Below are 22,417 nucleotides of genomic sequence, written 5' to 3' on the forward strand. Positions count from 1 at the left end.
GGACAGCGTTCGTCCGGCTGGTCAGCAGGCGACCCAGACCCGGTCCTTCCGCGAGCTCCACGAACAGGCGTCGAGGTTCTTGCCGGCGGCGTTGCGCAGCGTCGCCGTGTCGCCGGTGTTGTTCCAGATGTAGTTGCCGCTGCCCCAGTAGACGACGCGGCCACTCCTGGTGCCCTTGCCGGTGTGCAGCCAGATGCGGCCGCCCTTGGCGGCGATCGTCACGTTGCCGAACGTGTACACGTGGTTCGACGCGTCGCGGATCGTGTAGCGGCTGAGGTTGACCGGCTTGTTACCGCTGTTGATCAAAGAGATCCACTCGCTGTTGAGGCTCGCGTTGCTGCGGTTGTCCTTGCCCGGTGAGTCGTACTGGGCGCCGTGGAAGCGCAGGCTCGGCGTGGCGGCCGAGGCGGGGGCGCCGATCGCGAGCGAGCCGGCGACCGCCATCGTCGTCGCCGCGAGGATGCTGATCGTTCTGCGCACCGTACCTCCAGGAATCGTGGGCGTGTCCGCGATTCTCGGCCCGATTCCGGCCCGGTCAGGGACCTGGAGTGCGGCCTGCCGCCGGTGTCGGATAGCCGTCGCACGGGCGACCGTCATCCTTTCGGGTGCGGCTTTGACGCTGGCGCCGGGAGTCCGCGGAAGCACAATGCTTTGGTGCTAATCCAGACATCTAGTGATTCCTGGCAGCATCTACTCGAAACGCCGCGAAAGTCATTTTGGGCGCGGCTGCCATTCGGGGTACGGATGGCCACCGCCGGGCTCGGGGCGCTCGTCGTCGTGGCCGGCTCGGCGGCGGGTATCGCCGCCCTGACGAGCACGGACACGCGAGTGGTGAACGCAGTCGGCAGCGATTCGTCCGTCGTCGAGCTGCCCCCGCCCGACGCCTCGGAACTCGGCGCCGAGGACGCCGCCGGTCAGGACGGTGGTGGCCAGGGCCCGGCAGGCCGGAGCGGCGGTGACCAGAGCGCGGGCCTGCCGAACACCGGCCGCGCCGGGGCGGAGCCGGCGGACGACGGCCGGTCCGGGCCCGCCGAGGCGGATCGGACCGCGACCCGGACGCCGCGCCGGACGACTCCGGTCGGCGGCGGGAACTCCGCCGGTGCCGCCGCGTCGCCGGCGGGCGGATCCGTCCGGGTGGCCGGGCCCGCGGGCCTCGTGGTGCGCGTCGAGCGCGTCTCGGAGTCCGAGTCGATCCCGTTCCGGACCAGGCTGATCCGGGATCCGTCCCTGCCGCCCGGCAGCAGGAGGATCCAGACGCCCGGGATACCCGGCGAGCGGGTGCTGCACTACGAGGTGACCTTCACCGGCAGCAAGGAGACGGGTCGCCGGCTCATCGACTCGACCGTCACCCGCGAACCGCAGCACCGGGTGGTGGCCTTCGGCAACCGGCGTGGCAACGGCCTCGGCGGCGGGCTCCCGCACCGGCGGGAATGCCAGCTCGGGCTCGGGCCGTGCATCGGTCTCGGCCGCGGCACCGCCTGCATCGACGGAAACGGCGATCGGCGCCAGGAGGACCTCATCGACGGCGACCTGAGCCTGCTCACCCCCGTCGACATCGACGAGCTCCAGCTCACGCTTCCCTGCGAGGCGGAGCCGAGGGACGCCGGGAAGGATGCCGCGAAGGACGTCTCGAAGAACGCCGCCAAGGACGCCGCGCAGGATCCCGCGACGGTCGCCACGCCGGGGGCCGGCGAGGACGACCGGCAACCGGACGGCGAACAAGGGTAGTCCGCCGGCTCGGGCGAACCGCGGTGCGGCAGGATGACCGGGTGGCGTTGAGCGACACGCGGCTGCACGAGCTCGCCGCGAGCCTGGCCGAGGTGCCCGGCGTTACCGGCGTGCTGCTGGGCGGGAGCCGGGCCCGGGGCACGCACACCCCGGACTCCGATACCGACCTGGGCGTCTACTACCGCGCGCCGCTCGACGTGGCGGCGCTGGCGGAGCGGGCCAGGGTCTTCGGCGGCCCGGCGGCGCGGGTCACCTCGCCCGGCGAGTGGGGACCGTGGGTGGACGGCGGCGGCTGGCTGACCGTCGACGGCGCGGCGGTCGACTGGATCTACCGCGACGTGCGCCGGGTCGAGCAGGCGTGCGCGGACGCGGAGCAGGGCCGGTACGCGTTCCACGCGCAGGTGGGCCATCCGCTGGGCGTGCCGGACTTCGCGTACGCGGGAGAGGTCGCCCTCGGGGTGGTCCTGGCCGATCCGGCCGGCGAGCTGGCGGCGCTGCAGGGGCGGGCCCGGGTCTTCCCGCCCGCGCTGCGCGAGAGCCTCGTCGCCGGCCTGTGGGAGGCGGACTTCCTCGTCGGAGTCGCACGCAAGGCGGTGCCGCGCGGGGACTCGGCCTACCTGGCCGGTTGCCTGTTCCGGCTGGTGGGGGTGTGTGCGCACGCGCTGCACGGCGCGGCCGGGCGCTGGCTGATCAACGAAAAGGGCGCGGTGGCCGCGTCCGCCGCCCTGCCCGGCGCGCCGCCGCGTCTCGCCGAGCGGGTCGACGCCCTCTTCGCCGGCCTGGACGGCGACCCGGTGCACCTCGCCGCGGCGCTGGACGCCGCCACCGACCTCGTTCTGGAGACCGCCGACGCGTGCGCCATGATGTCGCGATGACAGCCGACGAACCCACGATTCTCGCCACGAGCGCCGGATTCCGGCGCGGCCGCTACGGCTTGTTCGACCTGCAGGTCGGGCCGATCCACCACTTCGCCGCGGAGCTGGCGAACGCCGGCGAGACCGCCAGGTTCTGCTTCCTGCACCAGGCGATAGGTGACCCCGCCGACTACATCGGAGCGACCTACGCGGCGTTCGCGAAGACCAGCTACCGGGCCTCGCACCTGCAGCTCTTCCCGATGCCGAATCACGACGACATCCGCGCGCACCTGCTCGACCAGGACGTGATCTGGGTCAACGGCGGCAGCGTCGCCAACCTGGTCGCGGTCTGGCGGGTGCACGGTATCGAGGAGATCCTGCACGAGGCGTGGCAGGCCGGGATCGTGCTGGGCGGCGTGTCCGCCGGTTCGATCTGCTGGCACCGGGGCGGCAGCACCGACAGCTTCGGACCCGAGCTGCGGGCGTTCACCGACGGGCTGGGCTGGCTGCCGTACAGCAACGGGGTGCACTACGACGGCGAGGAGCAGCGCCGGCCGATGATGCACAAGCTGATCGGCGACGGGACGCTCGGCGACGGCTACGCGACCGACGACGGCGCCGGGCTGGTCTACCGCGGCACCCGGCTGGCCGAGGTGGTGGCCGACAAGGAGGGCCCGCTGGGCTACGAGCTCAAGCGGGCAGCGGACGGCTCGGTGACCGAGACGCCGCTGCCCACCAGAGTTCTGGAGTTCTAGGGCAGCACCCACTTCTGGTTGGCCGCGCCCAGGCAGTCCCAGATGTGGATCTGCTGGCCGTCGGCCGGGTTGTTCTGGCTCACGTCCAGGCACCTGCCGGACTGCGGATTGCGCAGGGTCTGGTCGGACTGGGCCGACCAGTTCTGCGCGCCGGTGCCGTTGCAGGTGTACAGCTGGGCCTTGGTGCCGTTGGCCGAGCCGCCGCCGGCGACGTCGAGGCACTTGCCCAGCGCCTCGATCGCGCCGTTCGGGATCACGGTCCAGTTCTGCGCGCCGCTGCCGTTGCAGGTGTACAGCTGGATCTTCGTGCCGTTCGCCGTGCCGGCGCCGGCCACGTCGAGGCACTTGCCCGCCAGCCCGACGATCGGGCCGACGCCCGGGACGGGCGGGGTACCGCCCAGTTCCTTGATCCGGATGTTGCGGAACGAGGCGTCGTCCCCGTCGCCGTGGTTCTGCAGGCCGATGTGGCCGGCAAGCGAGCGGACCGGGTCGGTGTTGGTGAAGTCGTTGATCCTCGTGCCGTTCAGGAACACCTGCAGGCGCTCGCCCTCGACCAGCAGTTCGTAGGTGTTCCACGCGCCGGGCGGGTTGAGCGCGGCGTCGCGGGCGGCGAGGTCGGCGGACTTGAACGTGTAGACCGCGCCGGTGGTGCGGTCCGCGGCGTCCGTCGCGTCGATCTGCACCTCGTAGCCGTTGTTCACCGCCGACCACGGGTCGGTCGACGGCGGGAAGCCGAGGAACACGCCCGAGTTGTCGTCGCCGGCCAGCCGCCAGTCCAGCTTCAGCGAGTAGTTGGTGAACTGCTTCCCGCTGTACCAGAACAGGCCCATGCCGCCGACCGAGGTGAGGGTCGCGTCGCTGTTGGTGAAGCTGCCCGGACCGGCCTGCGACCAGCCGGCGGTCGAGCCGTTGTACAGCGACGTGTAACCGGTCTCCGGGCGGCAGTCGGCGTCGGCCGCCCTGGCCGCGTACCGGATGCCGCCGAGCAGGTGTGCCCGGAAGGCCGGGTCCGCGTAGGACTCGATCGTGTGGCCGCCGCCGGTGTAGAACGACCGGCCGCCGTCGAGCGTCTTGCACCAGACGTGCGGGTGGTCGGCGCCCATGCCGCCGCCCGAGTACGAGCCCTCGTCCAGGGTGGCCAGCACGCGGGCGGTAGAGCGGGGGTTGGTGCGGTAGTTGTACCACTCGTCGGTGCGGTTCCAGCGCTGCGGCAGGTGCGCCGTCGCCGGGTGGGCGCGGTCACCGACCACCACCGCGGCCGGCTGGATCGCCGGGTGCGACGCGAACCACGCGCCGACCAGCTGGCCGTAGAACGGCCAGTCGTACTCGGTGTCGGCGGCGGCGTGCACGCCCACGTAGCCACCGCCGCCGCGGATGTAGCTCTCGAACGCGGTCTGCCGGCTGTTGTCGAGCACGTCGCCGGTCGTGTTGAGGAAGACGACGGCCTCGTAGCCGGCCAGCCCGGCGGCGGTGAACACCGCCGGGTCCTCGGTCGCGGTCACCGAGAAGCCGTTGGCGGCGCCCAGGTCACGGATGGCCTGGGTGCCGGCCGCGATGGAGTCGTGCCGGAATCCGGCCGTGCGGGAGAAGACCAGCACGTCGTACGGAGCGTCGGCCACCGCCGCCGGGGCGGGTAGCAACATCAGGGCAGCTAACAACTTGCCGATCATGGCAGCACCCACTTCTGGTTGGCGGCGCCCAGGCAGTCCCAGATGTGGATCTGCTGGCCGTTGGCCGAACTGTTCTGGCTGACATCGAGGCACCTGGCCGACTGCGGGTTGCGCAGACTTCCGTCGGCGTTGGCGGCCCACGTCTGCGCGCCGCTGCCGTTGCAGGTGTAGAGCTGTGTCTTGGTGCCGTTGGCGGTCGCGCCGCCGGCGACGTCCAGGCACTTGCCGAGCGCCTTGACCGGGCCGTTCGGGGTGACGGTCCAGTTCTGCGCGGCGGTGCCGTTGCAGGTGTAGAGCTGGATCTTCGTGCCGTCGGCCGTGGCGCCGCCGGCGACGTCCAGGCACTTGCCCGCCAGCCCGACGATCGGGCCCGCCCCGGTGTTCAGCGTGAACGCGTCCACGTCGAACAGCGCCCCGGAACCTCCGGCGAAGGTCAGATAGAGGGTGCCGGTGCTGGCCGGCGCGCCGCTGACCGTACCCGTGACGTTGGTGAAGGTCTCCCAGCCGCCGGTCACCGGCACCGTGGCCGAGCCGAGCACCGTGCCGGTCGGAGACCCGGTCCGGATCTGCAGCGTGCCGCCGGCGCCGCCGGAGGAGACCCGGGCGGTGAAGGACGTCGCGTTGTTCAGCCGGTACGGCTCGAACGCGATCCAGTCCCCGTTGTTGATGTTGCCGACGGTCGCGCCGCCCTCGGCCTGCGTCTTGCCGATCGGGTCGACGCCGGACGCGGTCTTGAAGTGCTCGGCCTGCCGGTGCCGCGGCTGCAGCGTGTGCTGGGTGTGCGTGGTCAGGCCGCCCGCGTCGGTGTACTCGGCATCGAAGACCGCGAAGATGTTCGCCGCCGAGTCGTGCTCGCCGTCGACCGGGATGGTGATCGAACCGGTGCAGCCGTTCTGCGAGGTGATCTGGTGGCCGTGGCTGTCGTGGCCGAGTACGTAGGTCATCTTCACGGCGGCACAGTTGATCGAGCTGTCCTCCGGGTCGGTGACGGTGATCGAGAACGGGATCGTCGCGCCGTACGAGAAGAGCGCGCCGTTGAACGGGCTGTTGATCTTCACCGCCGGCGCGGTGTTGCCGACCGTGATGGTCACGTTCGCCGTGCCCGTCAGGCCCTCGGCGTCCCGCGCGGTCAGCGTGACCGTGTACGTGCCGTTGGCCGTGTAGGTCTTCGACGGGTTCGCGGAGTTGGTGCTGGTGCCGTCGCCGAAGTTCCACGAGTAGGTGAGCGCACCACCCTCCGGATCGGAGGATCCGGCCGAGGAGAAGGCGACCGTCAGCGGCGCCTGACCGGACGTCCTGCTGGCGCTCGCCACCGCGGTCGGTGCCCGGTTCGAGCCGGCCAGGTAGTCGAAGCGGTACAGCGCCGAGTTGGCGTCGCCGTTGAAGTAGCCGGTGCCGTAGTCGAGGACGTAGAGCGAGCCCTCCGGCCCGAAGGCCATGTCCATGACCTGCTTACCTACCCACGGGAAGCTCGAGATCTCGCCGACCGAGCCGTCCGCTCCGACGTGGATCGGCTTGATCCAGCCGCGGCCCAGCTCGCCGGCGAAGAAGTGCCCGTCGAGCGACTGCGGGAACTTGGTCGGGGAGTTCAGGCCTGCGTCGTAGCGGTAGACCGGGCCGCCCATTGGTGACTCCGAACCGCCGCCGAACTCGGGCGGGCTGCCCGCGTCGCCCGCGTACCGGATCCAGGCCGGCCGGGCCGGCGGGAGCTTGGTCTGCCCGGTGTTGCGGAACGAGTTGTTCGTCGGGCCGCCGGCGCAGTCGTACTTCGCGCCGGTGCCGCCGGTGGCGAAGTTCCACTCGTTGTAGGTCTCGGTGCTGGTGTTCGTGCCGGTGCAGTACGGCCAGCCGTAGTTGCCCGGGCTGGTGATCCGGTTGAACTCGACCTGGCCGCTCGGGCCGCGGTTCGGATCGGTGGAACCCGCGTCGGGGCCGTAGTCGCCGAGGTAGACGACGCCGGTCGCCTTGTCGACGCTCATCCGGAACGGGTTGCGGAAGCCCATCGCGTAGATCTCGGGCCGGGTGTTCGCCGTGCCGGGCGCGAAGAGGTTGCCGGCGGGGACGGAGTAGGTCCCGTTGGCGTTCACCTTGATGCGCAGCACCTTGCCGCGCAGGTCGTTGGTGTTGGCGGCGCTGCGCTGGGCGTCGTAGCCGGGGTTGCGGTCGGCGCGCTCGTCGATCGGCGAGTAGCCCGCCGAGTCGAACGGGTTGCTGTCGTCGCCGGTGGACAGGTAGAGGTTGCCGGCCGCGTCGAAGTCGATGTCCCCGCCGACGTGGCAGCAGAGGCCGCGGGTGGCGGGCACGTCCAGGACGTCGACCTTGCTGGCGGTGTTGAGGGTGAAGTCGGCGTTGAGCGTGTAGCGGGAGAGCCGGTTGACGCCGGTCCACGCGGACCAGTCCGAGCCGGTGCTCGGCGCGTCCCCGGCGGGGGTGGTCAGCGGCGGCGCGTAGTAGAGGTAGATCTGCCGGTTGGTGGCGAAGCCGGGATCGACGCCGACGCCCTGCAACCCCTCCTCGTCGTGGCTGTATACGGCGAGCGTGCCGACGACGGTCGTGGTGCCGTTCCGGTCGGTGCGCCGCAGCGTGCCGTTGCGGGCGGTGTGCAGCACCGAGGAGTCGGGCAGCACGGCGATGGCCATCGGCTCGCCGACCTCGGCGACTCCCTTGGCGAGCGTCACCTGCTGGAAGTCGGCGGGGTCGATGTCGTGTGCCTGCGCGGGCGCCGCCGTGGCGACCAGGCTCGCGGCGACGAGCAGCGCCGCACCTGCTGTATATCGAAGCCTGGGCATTCGTCGATGTCTGACGGACATAGGGGTCCAGTCCCTTTCCTGACGTAGGGGAGTTGCCAGGTGTGGGCTACCTTGCGCCGATACGCCGAGCCCTGGCCAAGCGCCGAGACCCCGGGGATGATCTCGCCACTTGTTACTAACGTGTAACAGTGTGCAAACGTTAGTAACTTGCGGCGCAGCTGTCCATACTTTCGTCAGTCCCGGTCGGACTTTTGTTCATCACGCAAAAAGCCCGGCCCGCAGCCCGGACAAAGCGGGCGTGCGGGCCGGGCCGTCGTGGGCGCGGGGCGAAGCGGGAGCTAGGACGCGTAGTGCAGGATCACGTTGTGCACGTGCTGGGTCTTCTCCGTGCCCCGGAACTCGACCTCGTAGGTGTGCGTGCCGACCGTGATCGCGATGGTGCCGCTCGAGAAGAACTGACCCGCCCAGCTCTTGTTGCTGACCACGCTGACGCTGCTCACCTTGGAGTACGGGATGCTCGTGATCGCGATGCGCTTCCCGACGAACGACTTGTCCTGGATGATCACGCGGCGGGTGGTGAGCCCGATGAAGCCGGTGCCGGCGCCGATCGCGTCGTACACCGCGATGATCTGTTCGCCCTCGAGCAGGCCGCTCTCGATCTGCTGGAGCTGGCCCTTGCTGTCGTAAACCGGTGCCGTCATGGTCGAAAGGCTACTGGGGCCCGACCACCGTGCGGTACGCATCCTCGATGCGGGCTGCGAGGGTAACCTCACCGTCGGTGATGGCCACGCCGTCGGACGCGCCGAGCAGGATCTGCGTGTGACCGTCCATCCGCCGGATGCTGGGGCGCAGGCGCAGCGTGTCGGCGGCGACCTTGATCCGTTCCGTCAATGCGGCATGCTGGCTCTCGTCGCAGGCGAGGACGCGCTTCAGCTGGACGCCGTCCCGGGTCCACCCGCCGAGCACCGCGAGCGCATCGCTCAAGTAGTCGGAGCGGATGCCGCGTGTTTTTCTGCCCCGCATGGCCCACCTCCCTGGCGTCGTTGCCGGCTTGTGGCCAAACTGTCGCCGTGTCGTCATGGTCGGTGCCAAACAGTCTCGCCTCCCCCGTCAACTATGTCCACGCCCACATATCCGTGTTCTCGTGACGATCGGGACGGCTCGGGCAACCTGATCGGCCAAGTTTTGTGGCACGCTCTTGGCTCATGCGCCACGAACACCACGTCAGCGGCCGGACATCACCCAGAGTGATTGTCGCGGCTGTGATCGTGACCGATGGCCGGGTGCTCGCCTGCGAGCGCTCGGCGCCACCGGAGGCCGCCGGGCGCTGGGAGTTCCCGGGCGGCAAGGTCGAGCCCGGGGAGACCGACGCCGAGGCGCTGGCCCGCGAGTGCGCCGAGGAGCTCGGCGTCCGGGTGCGGGTGGGCGCCCGGGTGGGCCCGGACGTGCCCTTGGCGCACGGCCGAGCCATCCTGCGGGTCTACGCGGTGACGCTGCTGAACGGCGACCGGCCACGCGCCCTCGAGCACTCGGCGATGCGCTGGCTGACCGCCGGCGAGCTGGACAGCGTCCCATGGCTGCCGGCGGACAAGCCGATCGTGGCCGAGCTGCCCAGGCTGCTGGCCTCCCTACGATCCGAAGGTCTTGCGTAGCTCGCGCTTGAGCACCTTGAAGCTGGGCCCCATCGGCAGGGCGTCGACGAACCGGACCTGGCGCGGGTATTTGTGCCGGCCCAGCCGCTCCCGCGACCAGTCGATGAGCTCCTGCTCGGTGACGCCCCCGGGGCCGGCGACGACGACGGCGCAGATCTCCTCGCCGTGCACCTCGTCGGGCACCCCGATCACCGCGACCTGCACCACGGCCGGGTGCCGGGCCAGGGCCTCCTCCACCTCGCGTGGGTAGACGTTGAAGCCGCCCCGGATGACCAGGTCCTTCTTGCGGTCGACGATCGTGATGAAGCCCTCGGCGTCCTTGACGCCCAGGTCGCCGCTGCGGAACCAGCCGTCGACCAGCGCCTTCGCGGTCTCCTCGGGCCGGTTCAGATAGCCCGCGAAGACGTTGTGGCCGCGGATCACGATCTCGCCGAGCTCGCCGACCGGCAGCAGCTCGATGCGCTCGTCGATCTCCGCCCGGGCGATCTCCACCTCGACGCCCCAGATCGGGTGCCCGATCGAGCCGGCGCGGGTGCCGAACGCGGGCTGATTGGTGGTCGCCGTCGGCGACGTCTCGGACAGGCCGTAGCCCTCGTAGACCGTGGAGCGGAAGACCTCGCTGAACCGCTCGAGCACGGCCACCGGCAGTGATGCCCCGCCCGATACACAGAGTCGCAAGTCGGGCAGTTTGTCCGCTTTCGCCGCCGCCTCGACCAGGCCGATGTACATCGTCGGTACGCCGTGGAAGACGGTCACCCGCTCGCGGACCATCAGGTCGATCGCCGCCTCGCCGGTGAAGCGGGCCAGCAGCACGAGGGTCCCGCCCAGCCGGAAGGTGCCGTTCATGCCGACGGTCTGGCCGAAGGTGTGGAACAGCGGCAGGCAGCCCAGGACCACGTCGTCCTCGCGCGCGTCGTTCGCGTCGAAGATGTTCACGGTCGCGTTCATGACCAGGTTGAGGTGGGTCAGCAGGGCGCCCTTCGGCTCGCCCGTGGTGCCGCTGGTGTAGAAGACCACCGCGACGTCCTCGGCCTCCCGGCTCACGTAGGTCGGCAGCGGGGTGGCGGCCGCCGCGGCCTCCTCCAGCCGCGGCGGCGCGTCGGGCACGCCCGGCGGCATCGGGCCGACGCTCACCAGCCGGACGCCGGCGAGCTCCGCCGCGGCGGCCGCCGTCCGCAACTGGCTGGAGTGCGCCACGAGCACGTCGGTGCCGCTGTCGCGCAGCACGTACGCCATCTCGCTCGCGGTCAGCAGCAGATGGACCGGGACGATCCGCGCGCCCACCGCGAGCGCCCCGAAGTAGGCCCGGGGGAAGTCGGCCACGTTGGGGATCAGGACGGCGACGGTGTCGCCCGGGCCGACGCCGAACTCGCGCAGGCCCGCGGCGTAGGACAGGGACTGGTCCCAGAGCTCCCGGTAGGTGATCCGGTCGTCGCAGTCGACGACCGCGACCTTCCCCGGGTACCGGCGTGCGCCCTCGGCCAGGACCGCCGCCAGCGACAACATGGTCATGTCGAGCCTCCTTCCGGCGCCTGCGTCATGCCAGGTGCCCGCCGATCTTGGTGTACCCGCGCAGCAGGTCGCGGGAGATGATCAGCCGCTGCATCTCGTCGGTGCCCTCGTAGATGCGCATCAGCCGGACCTGCCGGTACCAGCGCTCGATCGGCAGCTCGCGGGTGTAGCCCATGCCGCCGTGTATCTGCATCACCCGGTCGACGACGTTGTTGACCATGTTGGCGCCGTAGAGCTTCGCCATCGACGAGGCGTGCCGCGGGTCGTCGCCCTGGTCCACGGTCCACGCGGCCCGCAGGATGAGCCACCGGGCCGCCTCCAGCTCCACCTCGGAGTCGGCGATCATCCACTGGATCGCCTGGTTGGTGCCGATCGTGGTGCCGAAGGTCTCGCGGGTGTTCGCGTACTCGATCGCCATGCCGAGCGCGCGCTCGGCGATGCCGACCGCGTTCGACGGGATCAGGTAGCGGCCCTTGCCGATCCACTTCATGCCCAGCTCGAAGCCCTGGCCGATCTCGCCGAGGATGTTGCGGGCGGGCACCCGGACGTTGTCGAAGATCAGCGACGCCGGGCCGCCCTCGCCCATGGTCTGGATGAACTCGGAGCGCCAGCCCATGTCGCGGTCGACCAGGAACGCGGTCGTGCCGCCGCCGCGGACGCCCTTCTCCCGGTCGGTGACCGCGACGACGATCACGAAGTCGGCGTCGTTGCCGTTCGTGATGAACGTCTTCTCCCCGTTGAGGATCCAGTCGTCGCCGTCGCGCCGGGCGCTGAGCTTGATGTTCGCCGCGTCGGAGCCGGCGCCCGGCTCGGTGATGGCGAAGCAGGAGATCCGGTCGCCCTCGATCGTCGGGACGAGATACTCGGCCTTCTGCTGGTCGTTGGCGTGATACAGGATGTTGTCGGCCTCGCCGCCGAACTTGAACTGCACGAACGTGCGGCCGACCTCGGTCCAGATCAACGACTGGACGACCGCCGGGAGGTCCATGCCGCCGTACTGCTCGGGGGTCGACAGTCCCCAGAAGCCGAACTTCTTCGCCTTGAGCTGCAGCTCACGCAGCTCGCTCGGCTCGAGCCCGGGCAGGTGCGCCCGTTCGCGCCGCAGCGCCTCCTGTTCCAGAGGCATGACCTCGCGGGTGATGAATGTCCGGGCGGTGTCACGGACCGCCCTCTCCTCGTCGCTGAGTGAAAAGTCCACGTGATAAAACTAGCGGTGTAAGTTTTGCGCCGTCCAGAGTTTCAGGAGCGTCAAAATGGCCCGGCCCCGGCACACGCTGCTCACCCGAGAGCGGATCGTGGAGGTCGCCGGTGCCCTGGTCGACGCCGAAGGGCTCGAGGCGGTCTCGGTCCGGCGGCTCGCCACCGAGCTGGGCGTCGCCGGGCCCTCGCTCTACAACCACTTCGCGACGAAGGCGGAGATCCTGGACGCCGTCGCCGACGCGGTCGTCGCCCAGGTCGACGTCTCCTACTTCACCGGCAACGACTGGAGCGAGGCGCTGCGGCTCTGGGCGCACTCGTACCACGCGGTGCTCTCCGCGCACCCGAACATCGTCCCGGTCCTAGCGCACGGTCCCGGCCGCCGGCCCGCGGCGCTGGCCATGGCCGACACCGTCTACGGCGGGCTCATCGCGGCCGGCTGGCCGCCCGGCCGCGCCACGCACATCGGCGCCCTGATGCGGTATCTCGTGACGGGCGCGGCGCTCGGGTCGTTCGCCCTAGGCTTCGACGAGGATCCCGAGCTGTACGACGAGCGCTACCCGCACCTGCGCAACGCACACCTGCTCGCCGAGCGCCGCCAGAGCGTCGACGAGGGTGCGTTCGCACTCGGCCTGGAAACCGTTCTCGCCGGCCTGGAACTGAAGAAGGCCGGCCTGGATTCGCTGAAAGGGAGCCTGACATGAGCCTGTCGCGCGACAAGATCTACCTCGGCGGGGCCTGGGTGCCGCCGTCGTCCGCGGAGACGATCCCGGTCGAGAACCCGGCAACCGAGGAGATCCTGGGCCACGTGCCCGCCGGCGGCGCCGAGGACGTCGACCGGGCCGTCGCGGCCGCGCGCCTGGCGTTCCCCGGCTGGGCGGAGACCTCGATGGCCGAGCGCGGTGCGATGCTCGGCAAGCTGCACGAGTCGCTCGCCGCCCGGGCGGGCGACATCGCACGCACCGTCGGGCTCGAGCTGGGCACGCCGCTCAAGATCGCGAAGGCGGTCCAGGCAGGACTGCCGCTCACGGTTCTCCGGGGGTACGCGGACCTGGCGGCCGAGCCGGTACGCGAGGAGACGATCGGCAACTCGCTGGTCGTACGCGAGCCGGTGGGTGTCGTCGGGGCGATCACGCCGTGGAACTACCCGCTGCACCAGGTCGTCGCCAAGGTGGCCGCCGCGCTGGCCGCGGGCTGCACCGTGGTGCTGAAGCCGAGCGAGCTGACGCCGCTGGTGGCGTACCTGCTGTTCGACGCCGCCGACGAGGCCGGCCTGCCGCCCGGCGTGCTCAACCTGGTGACCGGGACCGGGCCGGCGGTCGGCGCCGCGATCGCCGGGCACCCGGACGTTGACATGGTGTCGTTCACCGGCTCAACGGCGACCGGCCGGGCGATCACCCACGCGGCGGCCGACCGGATCGCCCGGGTGTCGCTGGAGCTGGGCGGCAAGTCCGCCAACGTGATCCTCGAGGACGCCGACCTGACGAAGGCGGTCAAGGTCGGCGTGGGCAACGCCCTGCTGAACTCCGGTCAGACCTGTACGGCGTGGACGCGCATGCTGGTGCACCGCAGCCTCTACCCGGCGGCCGTTGAGCTCGCCGCCGCTACCGTCTCGGCATACTCGACCGGTGACCCGTTCGACGAGGGAACCCGCCTCGGACCGCTGGTGTCGGCGGCGCAGCGCGAACGCGTCCGCGGCTTCATCGCCCGGGCCGACGCCCGGCAGGTGGCCGGCGACGCGGCGGTTCCGGACCGGGGCTACTTCGTCGCGCCGACCGTCTTCGCGGACGTCGACCCGGCGAGCGAACTGGCGCAGGAGGAGGTCTTCGGCCCGGTGCTGTCGATCATTCCGTTCGACACCGACGACCACGCGGTGGAGATCGCCAACAACTCGAGGTATGGCCTGGCCGGAGGCGTCTGGGGCGGCGAGGACCGGGCGATGGCGGTGGCCCGGCGGATGCGCACGGGCGCGGTCGACGTCAACGGCGCCTCGTTCAACCCGGCCGCGCCGTTCGGCGGCTACAAGCAGTCCGGCCACGGCCGGGAACTGGGGCCGTACGGCCTCGCCGAATTCCAGCAGACGAAGGCGATTCAGCGATGAGTGCTTACATACGGGGACTGGTCGTTCGTGACAGGGGCGCGGCGCCCGCGGTCGAGGAGTTGCGCCTGCCCGAGGTCGGGCCCGGCCAGGTCCGGGTCCGGATCAAGGCGGCCGGGGTCTGCCACTCGGACCTGTCCATGGTGAACGGCACGCTGAGCCCGCCACATCCGCTGGTGCTGGGCCACGAGGCGGCGGGCGAGGTGGTCGAGGCCGGCGCGGGCGTCGCCCGGGTGCGTGCCGGCACGCATGTCGCGCTGAACTGGGCACCGCCCTGCCGCGACTGCTGGTTCTGCATCCACGACGAACCGTGGCTGTGCGCGGCGTCGAACGTGGCGGCGCTGGAGAACGGCATCACCCTCGACGGTGCCCCGGTGCACGTGACGCTCGGGCTGGGCGCGTTCGCCGAGCAGGTCGTGGTGCCGGAGAAGGCCGTCATTGCGGTGCCGGACGAGCTGGCCTGGGAGAGCGCGGCGCTGCTGGGATGCGCGGTCCTGACCGGTATCGGCGCGGTGCGCAACACCGCGCGGGTCGCGCCGGGCTCGTCCGTGGTCGTGATCGGCCTCGGCGGAGTGGGGCTGTCGGTCGTCGCGGCGGCCCGGGCGGCCGGAGCCGCGACGGTCATCGCGGTCGACGTGTCGGAGTCGAAGAAGGCGCTGGCCGAGGCGGCGGGGGCGACGGACTTCGTGGTCTCCTCGGAGAACCTGACGAAGGACATCCGGGCGCTCACGTCGCGGCTGGGCGCGGACCACGCGTTCGAGTGCGTGGGCCGCGCGGCGACGATCCGGGCTGCCTGGCGGACGACCCGCCGGGGCGGCCAGGTGACCGTCGTTGGCATGGGCGGCGCCGACGACATGGTGCAGCTGAGCGCGCTGGACATCTTCAACAGTGCCCGCACGCTGCGCGCGTCGGTGTACGGCTCGTCGGACCCGGACCGTGAGGTGCCGGAGCTGGCGCGGGACGTGCTGTCCGGTGCGCTCGACCTGGACCACCTGATCACGGACCGCATCGGCCTGGCCGACGTCCCGGAGGCGTTCGACCGCATGTCCCGCGGCGAGGGCGCCCGCTCGGTGGTGATCTTCTAGCCGAGCGAGTCGCGGATCTGCGCGATGGTCTCCGCGGCCGGGCGCCCGTCGCCGGGCGTGGAGACCAGCCGGTCCAGGCTGTCACGGTACGGCGCGGTGGCGGCGGCGCCGGTCAGCAGGGAGTCGGTGGCCGTCGACTCGATGAAGACGACGTCCTCCTGCCCGCCGGGGAACCGCAACAGCTCGAAGTAGCCGCCCAGGCCGGCATGGGCGCCGTCCCGGGTCGGCATCACCGCCACCGCGATGCTGTCGATCGTGGACAGTTCGAGCAGGGCGTCGAGCTGTGCGCGCAGGACCGCCGCGCCGCCGACGGGCCGGCGCAGGACTATCTCGTCGAGAACGACGGTCAGCCGTGGTGGGTCCGCGCCGGCCATCCGGTTCAGCAGGTCGAACTGCCGGCCGAGCCGCACCTCCACGCGCGCCAGGACGGCCGGATGATCCTGCGGCAGGCCGATGATCGCCGCGGTGGCCGCTTCCGCGTACGCCCTGGTCTGGAGGATGCCGGGCACGACGAGCGGCTGACACACGCCGATCCGGGCGGCGCGGGCCTCATGGTCGACGAAGTGCGGGTACTCGGCGGTGAAGCGGTAGCTCGCCCACCACTCCCTGTCCCGATCCAAGCGATCGGACGACAGCCTCAGTGAATCTCGCAGCTCACGTAGCGGGGCTCGAAGCCGGTCGCGGGCGGCCGCCGGTCCGATGGGTTGTGACATGACGAGCCTCTTTTACTGATGAGGTCCGACTGCGCCGTCGTCCTGGATGGATAGGAGCGGCTCCCTCCTGAGGGGAAGTTGAGGCGGTGGTGCCCTCACGATAATCGACGGACCGCATCGGCGCGCTTCTCGTCCGGCCAAGATTCTAGTCCGCGAACGGGTGCCCTGGTCTCGGCCGTCTGCATTTTGCAGATAGCGCACTGCTGTCAGGAATTTGTGATCGGATTGTTGCCGACAGGAGTTTTCAGTGGACAATCGGGGTAGCGGCGACCGGAGGGGTCCTATGTCAATCGACCGCACTTCCCCGAGCAACCCGCACTGCGGCTGGGCCGTGTATTACGCCGACAGCCGCATCGTCGTCACCAGTTGGTACGTCGAGACGCCGCACGACCGCTATCCGATCGCCGAGCTCGACGGGGTCCTGCGCCACCTGCCGCTGCGCGATCCAGGATGGATGGAGCTGCGGGCCGGCTATCGAGGAGCCGACGTCCTGCTCTTCGCCACCCGCGACAAGGCGGAGTTCGAACGGGTCCGGCGCGCCCTCATCCGGGCCGTCGAGATCAACCGTCCGCCGCTGTTGTGACCGGGTCAGCCCGGCAGGCGCCGGCGAGCGGCCCTGATCTCGCGGGTCGCGTCGCTGCCGGACAGCCCGGACGAGAGCAGGTCGTCCATGATCTTCCGGAACGTGTCGGTCTTGGTCTTCTCGGTCAGCAGGAAGTCGTCCACCGCCGTCTCGATGAACACGACGCTCTCGTCCTGCTTGCCCGCGAACTCGAGCAGCTCGAACGTCCCGCCGAGGCCGCCGTGCGCGCCGAGGGCCAGCGGCACCACGGTGAGCTGCACCGTCGGGCGCCGGGAGACCGCGAGCAGGTGGTCCAGCTGGTCGGCCATCACCTGACCGCCGCCGACCGGGCGCAGGAGGACGGCCTCGTCGATGGCCATTCTCAGCGTCGGCGGCCGGCTGCCGTCGAGCCGATCGAAGAGCGTCTCCTGGCGCTTGCGGCGGACCTCGGTCAGGTCCATGCCGGTGGAGTCCGCCACCGCCTCCCGGATCGCCGGCGAGCTGAGCGCCTGCGCGTACGCGGGGGTCTGCAGCAGGCCGGGGACGAACAACGCGAAGTAGCCGTTCAGGCCGGAGGCCTCGCTCTCGTACGCGACGAAGTCCTTGAACTCCTGGGAGAGCTTCTCCTCGCGCCACCAGCGGCGCTCCCGGGAGATCTCGGAGAGGTCCATCAGCCGCTCGACCTCGTCGGGGTCGTGCACGCCGTAGAACTCGAGGAGGGCCTTGACCTCGATCGGCTGGATGGTCACCACGCCGTTCTCGATCCGGTTGAGCTTGCTCTGAGACCAGCGCATCTTCTTGGCGACGGCGGAGGCCGTGTGGCCCTGCGCCTCCCTGCGGTCGCGGAGATAGGTGTGCAGTCGCTGGCGTGCGATTGCGGGGCCGACCGGCTCGGTCATGGCGAACTCCGGTGAAGTCGGCGGAACGGATCTCTTCCGGGTAAGCCTAATGCAAAATGCAGGTGGATGATTGCACTCGGACGCGGCTGCCTCTAGCATCCTGATTTGATTCAGGGCTATGACCCCGGCCTGTCAAGGGACAAAGCCCAAGAATTCAGACTTCACAGCCCACGCGCCGAGGTGCGTTCCGGCTGTCGCCATAACAGCTGGAGGTCGGTCGGATGGACACGCGTGACGAGGTTCCGCAGTGGCGCAAGAGCACGCGGAGCTCGAGCGGCAACTGCGTGGAGGTAATGACCGATCCCGCGGCGGTCCTGGTCCGGGACTCCAAGAACCCGGACGGTCCCGTGCTGTCCTTCACCCGCGCCACATTCGGTGACTTCCTCAGCGGAGTCCGCGGCAGCGAATTCGACCTGCCCGTCACGGGACACGCCGGCTGAGTCCCGGCGGGGGCGCGGTTCGCGCCGGTCAGCCCCGCGGCGCGGTCAGCAGGGCCGTGATCGTGCAGGTCAGCACTTCCCGGGCGGCCTCCGTGTCCATGCCCATGGCATCGCGCAGGGTGCCCCAGGTCGGCCACATGCTCACCGCCGTCAGCGCCGCGAGCAGGGTTTCGTCGTCGCCGATCTCGCGGGCGAAGAGCTCCTTCAGCTCGTCGTAGACGCGATCCGTGTGGCTGCGGCGGTAGCTCTGCAGCGCGGGGGAGAACGGCTCCTTCAACGACGAGGCCTTGGCCGCGGGCGCCACCTGCTCCAGCAGGCGCGCCCGCTGATGGCAGTAGGCGTCGATGCGCGCCTTCAGCGGCAGGTCCGTCGGGATCGGCTCGTGCGCCTCGTCGCGCTGCTCCAGGATCCGTTCGCCGCTGGCCGCGAAGAGCGCCTCCATGTCGGCGAAGTGGCTCCACAGCGCACGCAGCGAGACGCCGGCCTGCTTGGCGATGCGATCCGCGGTCGGCCGCAGGTCGCCGCTGACGATCAGGGCGACGTGGGCCTCGACGATGGCGTTGCGGGTGCGCTCCGAGCGGGCCGTGCGGCCGTCGATGCGCTGCGTCGGGCGGGGAGAGGTGGCCGGCATCAGGTGCTCCGATAGCGATTGAGCTCGCGGTGGGCCAGCGAGCGCTTGTGTACCTCGTCCGGGCCGTCCGCCAGCCGCAGCGTGCGTGCCTGCGACCAGAGACGGGCCAGCGGCGTGTCCTGGCCGACCCCCGCGGCGCCGTGCGCCTGTATCGCCTTGTCGATGATCCACTCGGCGGTGGTCGGGACGATGATTTTAATGGCCTGGATCTCCGTGTGCGCGCCCTTGTTGCCGACCGTGTCCATCAGCCAGGCGGCCTTGAGCACCAGCAGGCGGGACTGCTCGATGCGTACCCGCGAATCCGCGATCCACTCCTGGACCACGCCCTGCTCGGCGAGGGTCTTGCCGAACGGGGTACGGGTCAGGGAGCGCCGGCACATCAACTCGAGTGCCCGCTCCGCCATGCCGATCAGGCGCATGCAGTGGTGGATCCGGCCCGGCCCAAGGCGCGCCTGCGAGATGGCGAAGCCGGATCCCTCCTCGCCGATCAGGTTCCCGGCCGGCACCCGGACGTCCTCGAAGATCATCTCAGCGTGGCCGCCGTGGTCGCCGTCGTCGTAGCCGAAGACCGTCATGCCGCGCCGGATGGTCAGGCCCGGGGTGTCGCGGGGCACCAGGATCATGCTCTGCTGCACGTGCCGGGCGGCGTCCGGATCGGTCTTGCCCATCACGATGAAGATCTGGCAGTTCGGGTTCATCGCGCCGGAGATGTAGAACTTGCGGCCGTTGATCACGTAGTCGTCGCCATCGCGGGCGATCCGGGTGCCGATGTTCGTCGCGTCGGACGAGGCCACCTGCGGCTCGGTCATCGCGAACGCCGACCGGATGGTGCCGTCCAGCAGCGGTCGCAGCCAGCGTTCCCGCTGCTCGGGGCTGCCGAACTGGGCCAGCACCTCCATGTTGCCGGTGTCCGGCGCGGCGCAGTTCAGCGCGGGCGGGGCGATCGCCGGCGAGCGGCCGGTGAGCTCGGCCAGGGGCGCGTACTGCAGGTTGGTCAGGCCGGCGCCGTGCTCGCCGGGCAGGAAGAGGTTCCACAGGCCGGCGAGCTTCGCCTGGGACTGCAGCCTCGTGATGATCGACGGCGGCGACCAGTCGTTCGCGTAGCCCTCGTCGAAGGTGGCCTCGGCGGGGTAGACGTACTCGTCCATGAAGGCGAGGAGCCGCTTGCGGTAGTCCTCGGTCTTCTCGTCGAACGCGAAGTCCATCAGTTTCCCTCCAGCGCTGCGTCGAGCGACTCGTGTCCCTGTGCCACCAGCGGCGCGACCATCGCGCCGACCGTGTCGAACCCCGCTCCCACGGTCTGGCCCTGAACGTACCGGTAGTGCACGCCCTCGAGGATGACCGCCAGCTTGAACGCGGCGAAGGCCACGTACCAGTGCAGGTCGGAGACGTCGCGGCCGGAGCGTTTGGCGTAGCGGCCGGCCATCTCGTCGAGGCTCGGATGCCCCGGTACGGAGAGGGACGTGGCGCGGCTCACCGTCCTTGCTCAGCATCGGGCGCCCGGCGTAGACGAGCATCAGGGCGATGTCGCTGAGCGGGTCGCCCAGCGTCGACATCTCCCAGTCAAGCACCGCGTTGATCTCCAGGCCCGGGCCGATGAGCACGTTGTCGAGCCGGTAGTCGCCGTGCACCACCGCGCCCGCGCCGTCCGGGATCTTCTCGGCCAGCCGGGCGTGCAGCTCCTCGATGCCCGGCACCTCGCGGCTGCGGGACGCGTCGAGCTGCTTCTTCCAGCGACGGACCTGGCGCTCGTTGAAGCCCTCCGGGCGGCCGAAGTCGGCGAGCCCGATCTCGGCCGGGTCGAGGGCGTGCAGGTCGGCGAGGGTGTCCACAAGGGAGAGGGTCAGCGCGCGCATCGCCGCGGTACCCATCGTCTCGAGCGCCTCGACGTCGCGGTAGATGGTGCCGTCGACGTACTCCATCAGGTAGAAGGGCGCGCCGATCACGTCCAGGTCGGTGCAGATCAGCACCGGCCGCGGCGCCGGGAAGCCGGCCGCGGAGAGCGCGGCGAGGACCCGGTGCTCGCGGGACATGTCGTGCGCGGTCGGCAGGACGTGGCCCAGCGGCGGGCGGCGCAGCACCCAGCGGTCGGTGCCGTCGCTGACGGCGTAGGTGAGGTTGGACCGGCCGCCGGCGAACATGGTCGCGGCCAGCTCGCCGGAGCCGAGGTGGGCCCGCAACCTCTCAAGATCGAGCCCCGGCGGCCCGCTCATGCCATCACCTCCGCTGACGCTCCGGCGATGACATGAGTTTCAGACTGAGCTGATGATTCGCTCGCAAGCTCGCTCATGCGATCCCCGCCACGTCGAAGCCGCGCTGGATCTTGTTCATTCCGCCGAGCCAGCGGTCCGGGTCGGTCGCGCGGCGCCGGTAGTACTCGGCCACCTCGGGGTGGGGCAGGATCAGGAAGCTGTCGCCCTCCAGCGCTTTGGCAACCGCGGCCGCGACCTCGGTGGGTTCCATCGCGGTCGCGGCGAGCTGTGCCTTGCTGGCGCTGTCCCGGCCGCCGGTCAACATATCGGTGCGCACGCCCTGCGGGCAGAGCGCCTGCACGGTGATGCCGCGGTGTGCGTACGTCGCGCGCAGCCACTCCGCGAAGCCGAGCGCCGCGTGCTTGGTGACCGAGTACGGCGCGCTGCCGAGCAGCGTCAGCAGCCCGGCCGCGGAGACGGTGAAGAGCAGCCGCCCGCCACCGTTCTCCAGCCAGCGTGGCAGCACCGCGCGGGCCACGTACACGTGGGACATGACGTTGACCTGCCAGGCCCGCTCCCAGTCGGCGTCGCTCGCGTCGGCCGACCCGGGCGAGAGCATGCCGGCGTTGGCGCAGAACAGGTCGCAGCCGCCGAGCTCCTCCCACGCCGTGTCGACGAGTCGGCGCACGTCCGCCTCGCTGCCGGCGTCACCCGGTACCGCGAATCCCCCGATCTCGGCGGCCACGGCCTGCGCCGCCAGCGGGTCCCGGTCGTTGACGATCACCCGTGCGCCGTCGGCGGCGAACCGGCGGGCCAGCGCCGCGCCGATGCCGCCGCCGGCCCCGGTGACGATCACTCGCTGTCGGCTCACTCGCCCGCTCCCGTCAGGGTGATGCCGCCGTCGATGACGACGGTCTGGCCGGTGATCCAGGCGGCGTCCGGGGAGCAGAGGAACGCGACCGTGCCGGCCACGTCCTCGGGAACCCCGAGCCGTCCCAGCGGATAGGCGGCCGCGACCTTCTCCTCGCGGCCCTCGTAGAGCGCGGTGGCGAAGCGGGTCTTGACGACGGCCGGCGCGACGGCGTTGACCCGCACCCGGGGCGCCAGTTCCACGGCCAGTTCCTCGGTCAGGTGGATGAGCGCGGCCTTGGTGACGCCGTAGAACCCGATGCCCGGCGCGGGCCGGACGCCGGAGATCGACGAGATGTTCACGATCGAGCCGTCGGCCTCGGCGAGGCCGCCACGCAGCGCCTCCTGCACCCAGCCGAGGGTGCCGAGCACGTTGACCTCGAACATCTTGCGCGCGGCGCCCATGTCGAGCGTGGCGAGCGGCCCGTACGCCGGGTTGATGCCGATGTTGTTGATCAGCGTGGTGACCGGGCCGAACGTGCCGAGGACCGTGTCGACCACGGCGGCGCGGTGCGCGGCGTCGTCGCCCTTGCCGGCGACGCCGATGGCCACGCCCGGCCCGCCGAGGTCCTTGGTCGCGGTCTCGAGGGCGCCGGCGTCCCGTCCCGTGATGCAGACCCTGGCGCCCTCGGCGACGAAGCGTTGCGCGATGGCGAACCCGATTCCTCGACTTGCCCCGGTCACGATCGCCACAGCACCCGAAAGCTTCGACATCCGGTCAAGACCCCCCAAGAATGAATTCACACTAACAGTGCGAAATGCTGACGAGT

General features: G+C 70.7%; 22 protein-coding genes and 1 pseudogene. 9 read left to right on the forward strand and 14 right to left on the reverse strand.

Annotated elements, in window-relative coordinates; genetic code table 11:
- Window positions 1-21 precede the first annotated feature (21 nt).
- On the reverse strand, window positions 22-480 hold the full coding sequence (locus AB0B58_RS07610; protein ID WP_360219176.1) for a lamin tail domain-containing protein: 459 nt from the start codon (window positions 478-480) through the stop codon (window positions 22-24).
- A 264-nt stretch (window positions 481-744) separates the two neighbouring features.
- Here AB0B58_RS07610 and AB0B58_RS07615 point away from each other — a divergent pair, with 264 nt between their 5' ends.
- The 3 genes from AB0B58_RS07615 to AB0B58_RS07625 are packed head-to-tail and all read left to right on the forward strand — an operon-like array spanning window position 745 to window position 3,337.
- The gene (locus AB0B58_RS07615; RefSeq protein ID WP_360219179.1) at window positions 745-1,728 is read left to right on the forward strand and encodes a G5 domain-containing protein; all 984 of its coding nucleotides are present in this window, start codon (window positions 745-747) and stop codon (window positions 1,726-1,728) included.
- 41 nt (window positions 1,729-1,769) lie between these two features.
- Window positions 1,770-2,603 (forward strand): nucleotidyltransferase domain-containing protein, encoded by an 834-nt coding sequence (locus tag AB0B58_RS07620; RefSeq protein ID WP_360219182.1) that lies wholly within the window; start codon window positions 1,770-1,772, stop codon window positions 2,601-2,603.
- Window positions 2,600-3,337 carry a peptidase E gene (locus tag AB0B58_RS07625; RefSeq protein ID WP_360219185.1) on the forward strand — a complete coding sequence of 246 codons (738 nt, stop codon included), beginning with the start codon at window positions 2,600-2,602 and terminating at the stop codon, window positions 3,335-3,337. Before AB0B58_RS07620 ends, AB0B58_RS07625 begins: the two co-directional genes overlap by 4 nt.
- Here AB0B58_RS07625 and AB0B58_RS07630 read toward each other — a convergent pair.
- The 4 genes from AB0B58_RS07630 to AB0B58_RS07645 all read right to left on the reverse strand — a co-directional run bounded on the left by AB0B58_RS07630 (window position 3,334) and on the right by AB0B58_RS07645 (window position 8,780).
- On the reverse strand, window positions 3,334-5,007 hold the full coding sequence (locus AB0B58_RS07630) for a ThuA domain-containing protein (protein ID WP_360219188.1): 1,674 nt from the start codon (window positions 5,005-5,007) through the stop codon (window positions 3,334-3,336). The two genes, AB0B58_RS07625 and AB0B58_RS07630, sit on opposite strands and share 4 nt — an antisense overlap.
- Entirely contained in the window at window positions 5,004-7,796 is a 2,793-nt protein-coding gene (locus AB0B58_RS07635; RefSeq protein ID WP_360219191.1) for a PQQ-dependent sugar dehydrogenase, read from the reverse strand. The genes AB0B58_RS07630 and AB0B58_RS07635 overlap by 4 nt, the downstream gene beginning before the upstream one ends.
- A gap of 299 nt (window positions 7,797-8,095) precedes the next feature.
- Complete coding sequence (locus tag AB0B58_RS07640; protein WP_360219194.1) at window positions 8,096-8,458, reverse strand: PH domain-containing protein; 363 nt, start codon at window positions 8,456-8,458, stop codon at window positions 8,096-8,098.
- 10 nt (window positions 8,459-8,468) lie between these two features.
- Window positions 8,469-8,780: a pterin dehydratase gene (locus AB0B58_RS07645; protein WP_360219197.1), complete on the reverse strand. Its 312-nt coding sequence runs from the start codon at window positions 8,778-8,780 to the stop codon at window positions 8,469-8,471.
- A 182-nt stretch (window positions 8,781-8,962) separates the two neighbouring features.
- Here AB0B58_RS07645 and AB0B58_RS07650 point away from each other — a divergent pair, with 182 nt between their 5' ends.
- Window positions 8,963-9,409: a (deoxy)nucleoside triphosphate pyrophosphohydrolase gene (locus AB0B58_RS07650; protein WP_360219200.1), complete on the forward strand. Its 447-nt coding sequence runs from the start codon at window positions 8,963-8,965 to the stop codon at window positions 9,407-9,409.
- Here the strand turns inward: AB0B58_RS07650 and AB0B58_RS07655 are convergent.
- Complete coding sequence (locus tag AB0B58_RS07655; protein WP_360219203.1) at window positions 9,386-10,921, reverse strand: long-chain fatty acid--CoA ligase; 1,536 nt, start codon at window positions 10,919-10,921, stop codon at window positions 9,386-9,388. The genes AB0B58_RS07650 and AB0B58_RS07655 overlap by 24 nt on opposite strands.
- A gap of 25 nt (window positions 10,922-10,946) precedes the next feature.
- A complete protein-coding gene (locus tag AB0B58_RS07660) occupies window positions 10,947-12,119 on the reverse strand; it encodes an acyl-CoA dehydrogenase family protein (protein ID WP_360219206.1) in 1,173 nt (390 codons plus the stop codon).
- Window positions 12,120-12,174: 55 nt separating this feature from the next.
- Here AB0B58_RS07660 and AB0B58_RS07665 point away from each other — a divergent pair, with 55 nt between their 5' ends.
- Genes AB0B58_RS07665 through AB0B58_RS07675 form a run of 3 tightly spaced genes read left to right on the forward strand, consistent with a single transcriptional unit; the run spans window position 12,175 to window position 15,301 of the window.
- Window positions 12,175-12,822 (forward strand): TetR/AcrR family transcriptional regulator, encoded by a 648-nt coding sequence (locus AB0B58_RS07665; RefSeq protein WP_360219209.1) that lies wholly within the window; start codon window positions 12,175-12,177, stop codon window positions 12,820-12,822.
- The gene (locus AB0B58_RS07670) at window positions 12,819-14,219 is read left to right on the forward strand and encodes an aldehyde dehydrogenase family protein (RefSeq protein ID WP_360219212.1); all 1,401 of its coding nucleotides are present in this window, start codon (window positions 12,819-12,821) and stop codon (window positions 14,217-14,219) included. Before AB0B58_RS07665 ends, AB0B58_RS07670 begins: the two co-directional genes overlap by 4 nt.
- Window positions 14,216-15,301 carry a zinc-binding dehydrogenase gene (locus AB0B58_RS07675; RefSeq protein ID WP_360219215.1) on the forward strand — a complete coding sequence of 362 codons (1,086 nt, stop codon included), beginning with the start codon at window positions 14,216-14,218 and terminating at the stop codon, window positions 15,299-15,301. Before AB0B58_RS07670 ends, AB0B58_RS07675 begins: the two co-directional genes overlap by 4 nt.
- On the opposite strand, the gene AB0B58_RS07680 is transcribed toward AB0B58_RS07675, so the two are convergent.
- Window positions 15,298-15,921, reverse strand: coding sequence for a DUF5753 domain-containing protein (locus AB0B58_RS07680; protein ID WP_360219218.1), 624 nt, complete (start codon window positions 15,919-15,921; stop codon window positions 15,298-15,300). The two genes, AB0B58_RS07675 and AB0B58_RS07680, sit on opposite strands and share 4 nt — an antisense overlap.
- Before the next feature lie 376 nt (window positions 15,922-16,297).
- Here AB0B58_RS07680 and AB0B58_RS07685 point away from each other — a divergent pair, with 376 nt between their 5' ends.
- Window positions 16,298-16,597, forward strand: a complete 300-nt coding sequence (locus tag AB0B58_RS07685) for a DUF6232 family protein (protein WP_360219221.1) — start codon at window positions 16,298-16,300, stop codon at window positions 16,595-16,597.
- A 5-nt stretch (window positions 16,598-16,602) separates the two neighbouring features.
- On the opposite strand, the gene AB0B58_RS07690 is transcribed toward AB0B58_RS07685, so the two are convergent.
- Complete coding sequence (locus AB0B58_RS07690; RefSeq protein ID WP_360219224.1) at window positions 16,603-17,475, reverse strand: helix-turn-helix transcriptional regulator; 873 nt, start codon at window positions 17,473-17,475, stop codon at window positions 16,603-16,605.
- A gap of 221 nt (window positions 17,476-17,696) precedes the next feature.
- On the opposite strand from AB0B58_RS07690, the gene AB0B58_RS07695 reads away from it, so the two are divergent.
- On the forward strand, window positions 17,697-17,915 hold the full coding sequence (locus tag AB0B58_RS07695) for a DUF397 domain-containing protein (protein WP_360219227.1): 219 nt from the start codon (window positions 17,697-17,699) through the stop codon (window positions 17,913-17,915).
- 28 nt (window positions 17,916-17,943) lie between these two features.
- On the opposite strand, the gene AB0B58_RS07700 is transcribed toward AB0B58_RS07695, so the two are convergent.
- The 5 genes and pseudogenes from AB0B58_RS07700 to AB0B58_RS07720 form a co-directional block, all read right to left on the reverse strand.
- Window positions 17,944-18,546 carry a TetR/AcrR family transcriptional regulator gene (locus AB0B58_RS07700; protein ID WP_360219230.1) on the reverse strand — a complete coding sequence of 201 codons (603 nt, stop codon included), beginning with the start codon at window positions 18,544-18,546 and terminating at the stop codon, window positions 17,944-17,946.
- Complete coding sequence (locus AB0B58_RS07705; RefSeq protein WP_360219873.1) at window positions 18,546-19,751, reverse strand: acyl-CoA dehydrogenase family protein; 1,206 nt, start codon at window positions 19,749-19,751, stop codon at window positions 18,546-18,548. Before AB0B58_RS07705 ends, AB0B58_RS07700 begins: the two co-directional genes overlap by 1 nt.
- Window positions 19,752-20,111: 360 nt before the next feature.
- A pseudogene (locus AB0B58_RS07710) lies at window positions 20,112-20,759 on the reverse strand (phosphotransferase family protein); the annotation flags it as partial.
- A gap of 73 nt (window positions 20,760-20,832) precedes the next feature.
- On the reverse strand, window positions 20,833-21,609 hold the full coding sequence (locus tag AB0B58_RS07715) for an SDR family oxidoreductase (protein ID WP_360219233.1): 777 nt from the start codon (window positions 21,607-21,609) through the stop codon (window positions 20,833-20,835).
- A complete protein-coding gene (locus AB0B58_RS07720; protein ID WP_360219236.1) occupies window positions 21,606-22,361 on the reverse strand; it encodes an SDR family oxidoreductase in 756 nt (251 codons plus the stop codon). Before AB0B58_RS07720 ends, AB0B58_RS07715 begins: the two co-directional genes overlap by 4 nt.
- Between the last annotated feature and the right edge of the window lie 56 nt (window positions 22,362-22,417).

It is taken from the genome of Actinoplanes sp. NPDC049118 (genome assembly GCF_040648555.1).
In the GTDB taxonomy this organism is placed as follows: Bacteria; Actinomycetota; Actinomycetes; order Mycobacteriales; family Micromonosporaceae; genus Actinoplanes.

Coding starts and splice junctions, on each gene's coding strand:
- AB0B58_RS07615 (WP_360219179.1), top strand. CDS start 745: ATGGCCACCGCCGGGCTCGGGGCGCTCGTCGTCGTGGCCGGCTCGGCG.
- AB0B58_RS07625 (WP_360219185.1), top strand. CDS start 2,600: ATGACAGCCGACGAACCCACGATTCTCGCCACGAGCGCCGGATTCCGG.
- AB0B58_RS07630 (WP_360219188.1), bottom strand. CDS start 5,007: ATGATCGGCAAGTTGTTAGCTGCCCTGATGTTGCTACCCGCCCCGGCG.
- AB0B58_RS07635 (WP_360219191.1), bottom strand. CDS start 7,796: ATGCCCAGGCTTCGATATACAGCAGGTGCGGCGCTGCTCGTCGCCGCG.
- AB0B58_RS07640 (WP_360219194.1), bottom strand. CDS start 8,458: ATGACGGCACCGGTTTACGACAGCAAGGGCCAGCTCCAGCAGATCGAG.
- AB0B58_RS07645 (WP_360219197.1), bottom strand. CDS start 8,780: ATGCGGGGCAGAAAAACACGCGGCATCCGCTCCGACTACTTGAGCGAT.
- AB0B58_RS07650 (WP_360219200.1), top strand. CDS start 8,963: ATGCGCCACGAACACCACGTCAGCGGCCGGACATCACCCAGAGTGATT.
- AB0B58_RS07655 (WP_360219203.1), bottom strand. CDS start 10,921: ATGACCATGTTGTCGCTGGCGGCGGTCCTGGCCGAGGGCGCACGCCGG.
- AB0B58_RS07665 (WP_360219209.1), top strand. CDS start 12,175: ATGGCCCGGCCCCGGCACACGCTGCTCACCCGAGAGCGGATCGTGGAG.
- AB0B58_RS07670 (WP_360219212.1), top strand. CDS start 12,819: ATGAGCCTGTCGCGCGACAAGATCTACCTCGGCGGGGCCTGGGTGCCG.
- AB0B58_RS07675 (WP_360219215.1), top strand. CDS start 14,216: ATGAGTGCTTACATACGGGGACTGGTCGTTCGTGACAGGGGCGCGGCG.
- AB0B58_RS07685 (WP_360219221.1), top strand. CDS start 16,298: ATGTCAATCGACCGCACTTCCCCGAGCAACCCGCACTGCGGCTGGGCC.
- AB0B58_RS07690 (WP_360219224.1), bottom strand. CDS start 17,475: ATGACCGAGCCGGTCGGCCCCGCAATCGCACGCCAGCGACTGCACACC.
- AB0B58_RS07695 (WP_360219227.1), top strand. CDS start 17,697: ATGGACACGCGTGACGAGGTTCCGCAGTGGCGCAAGAGCACGCGGAGC.
- AB0B58_RS07700 (WP_360219230.1), bottom strand. CDS start 18,546: ATGCCGGCCACCTCTCCCCGCCCGACGCAGCGCATCGACGGCCGCACG.
- AB0B58_RS07705 (WP_360219873.1), bottom strand. CDS start 19,751: ATGGACTTCGCGTTCGACGAGAAGACCGAGGACTACCGCAAGCGGCTC.
- AB0B58_RS07720 (WP_360219236.1), bottom strand. CDS start 22,361: ATGTCGAAGCTTTCGGGTGCTGTGGCGATCGTGACCGGGGCAAGTCGA.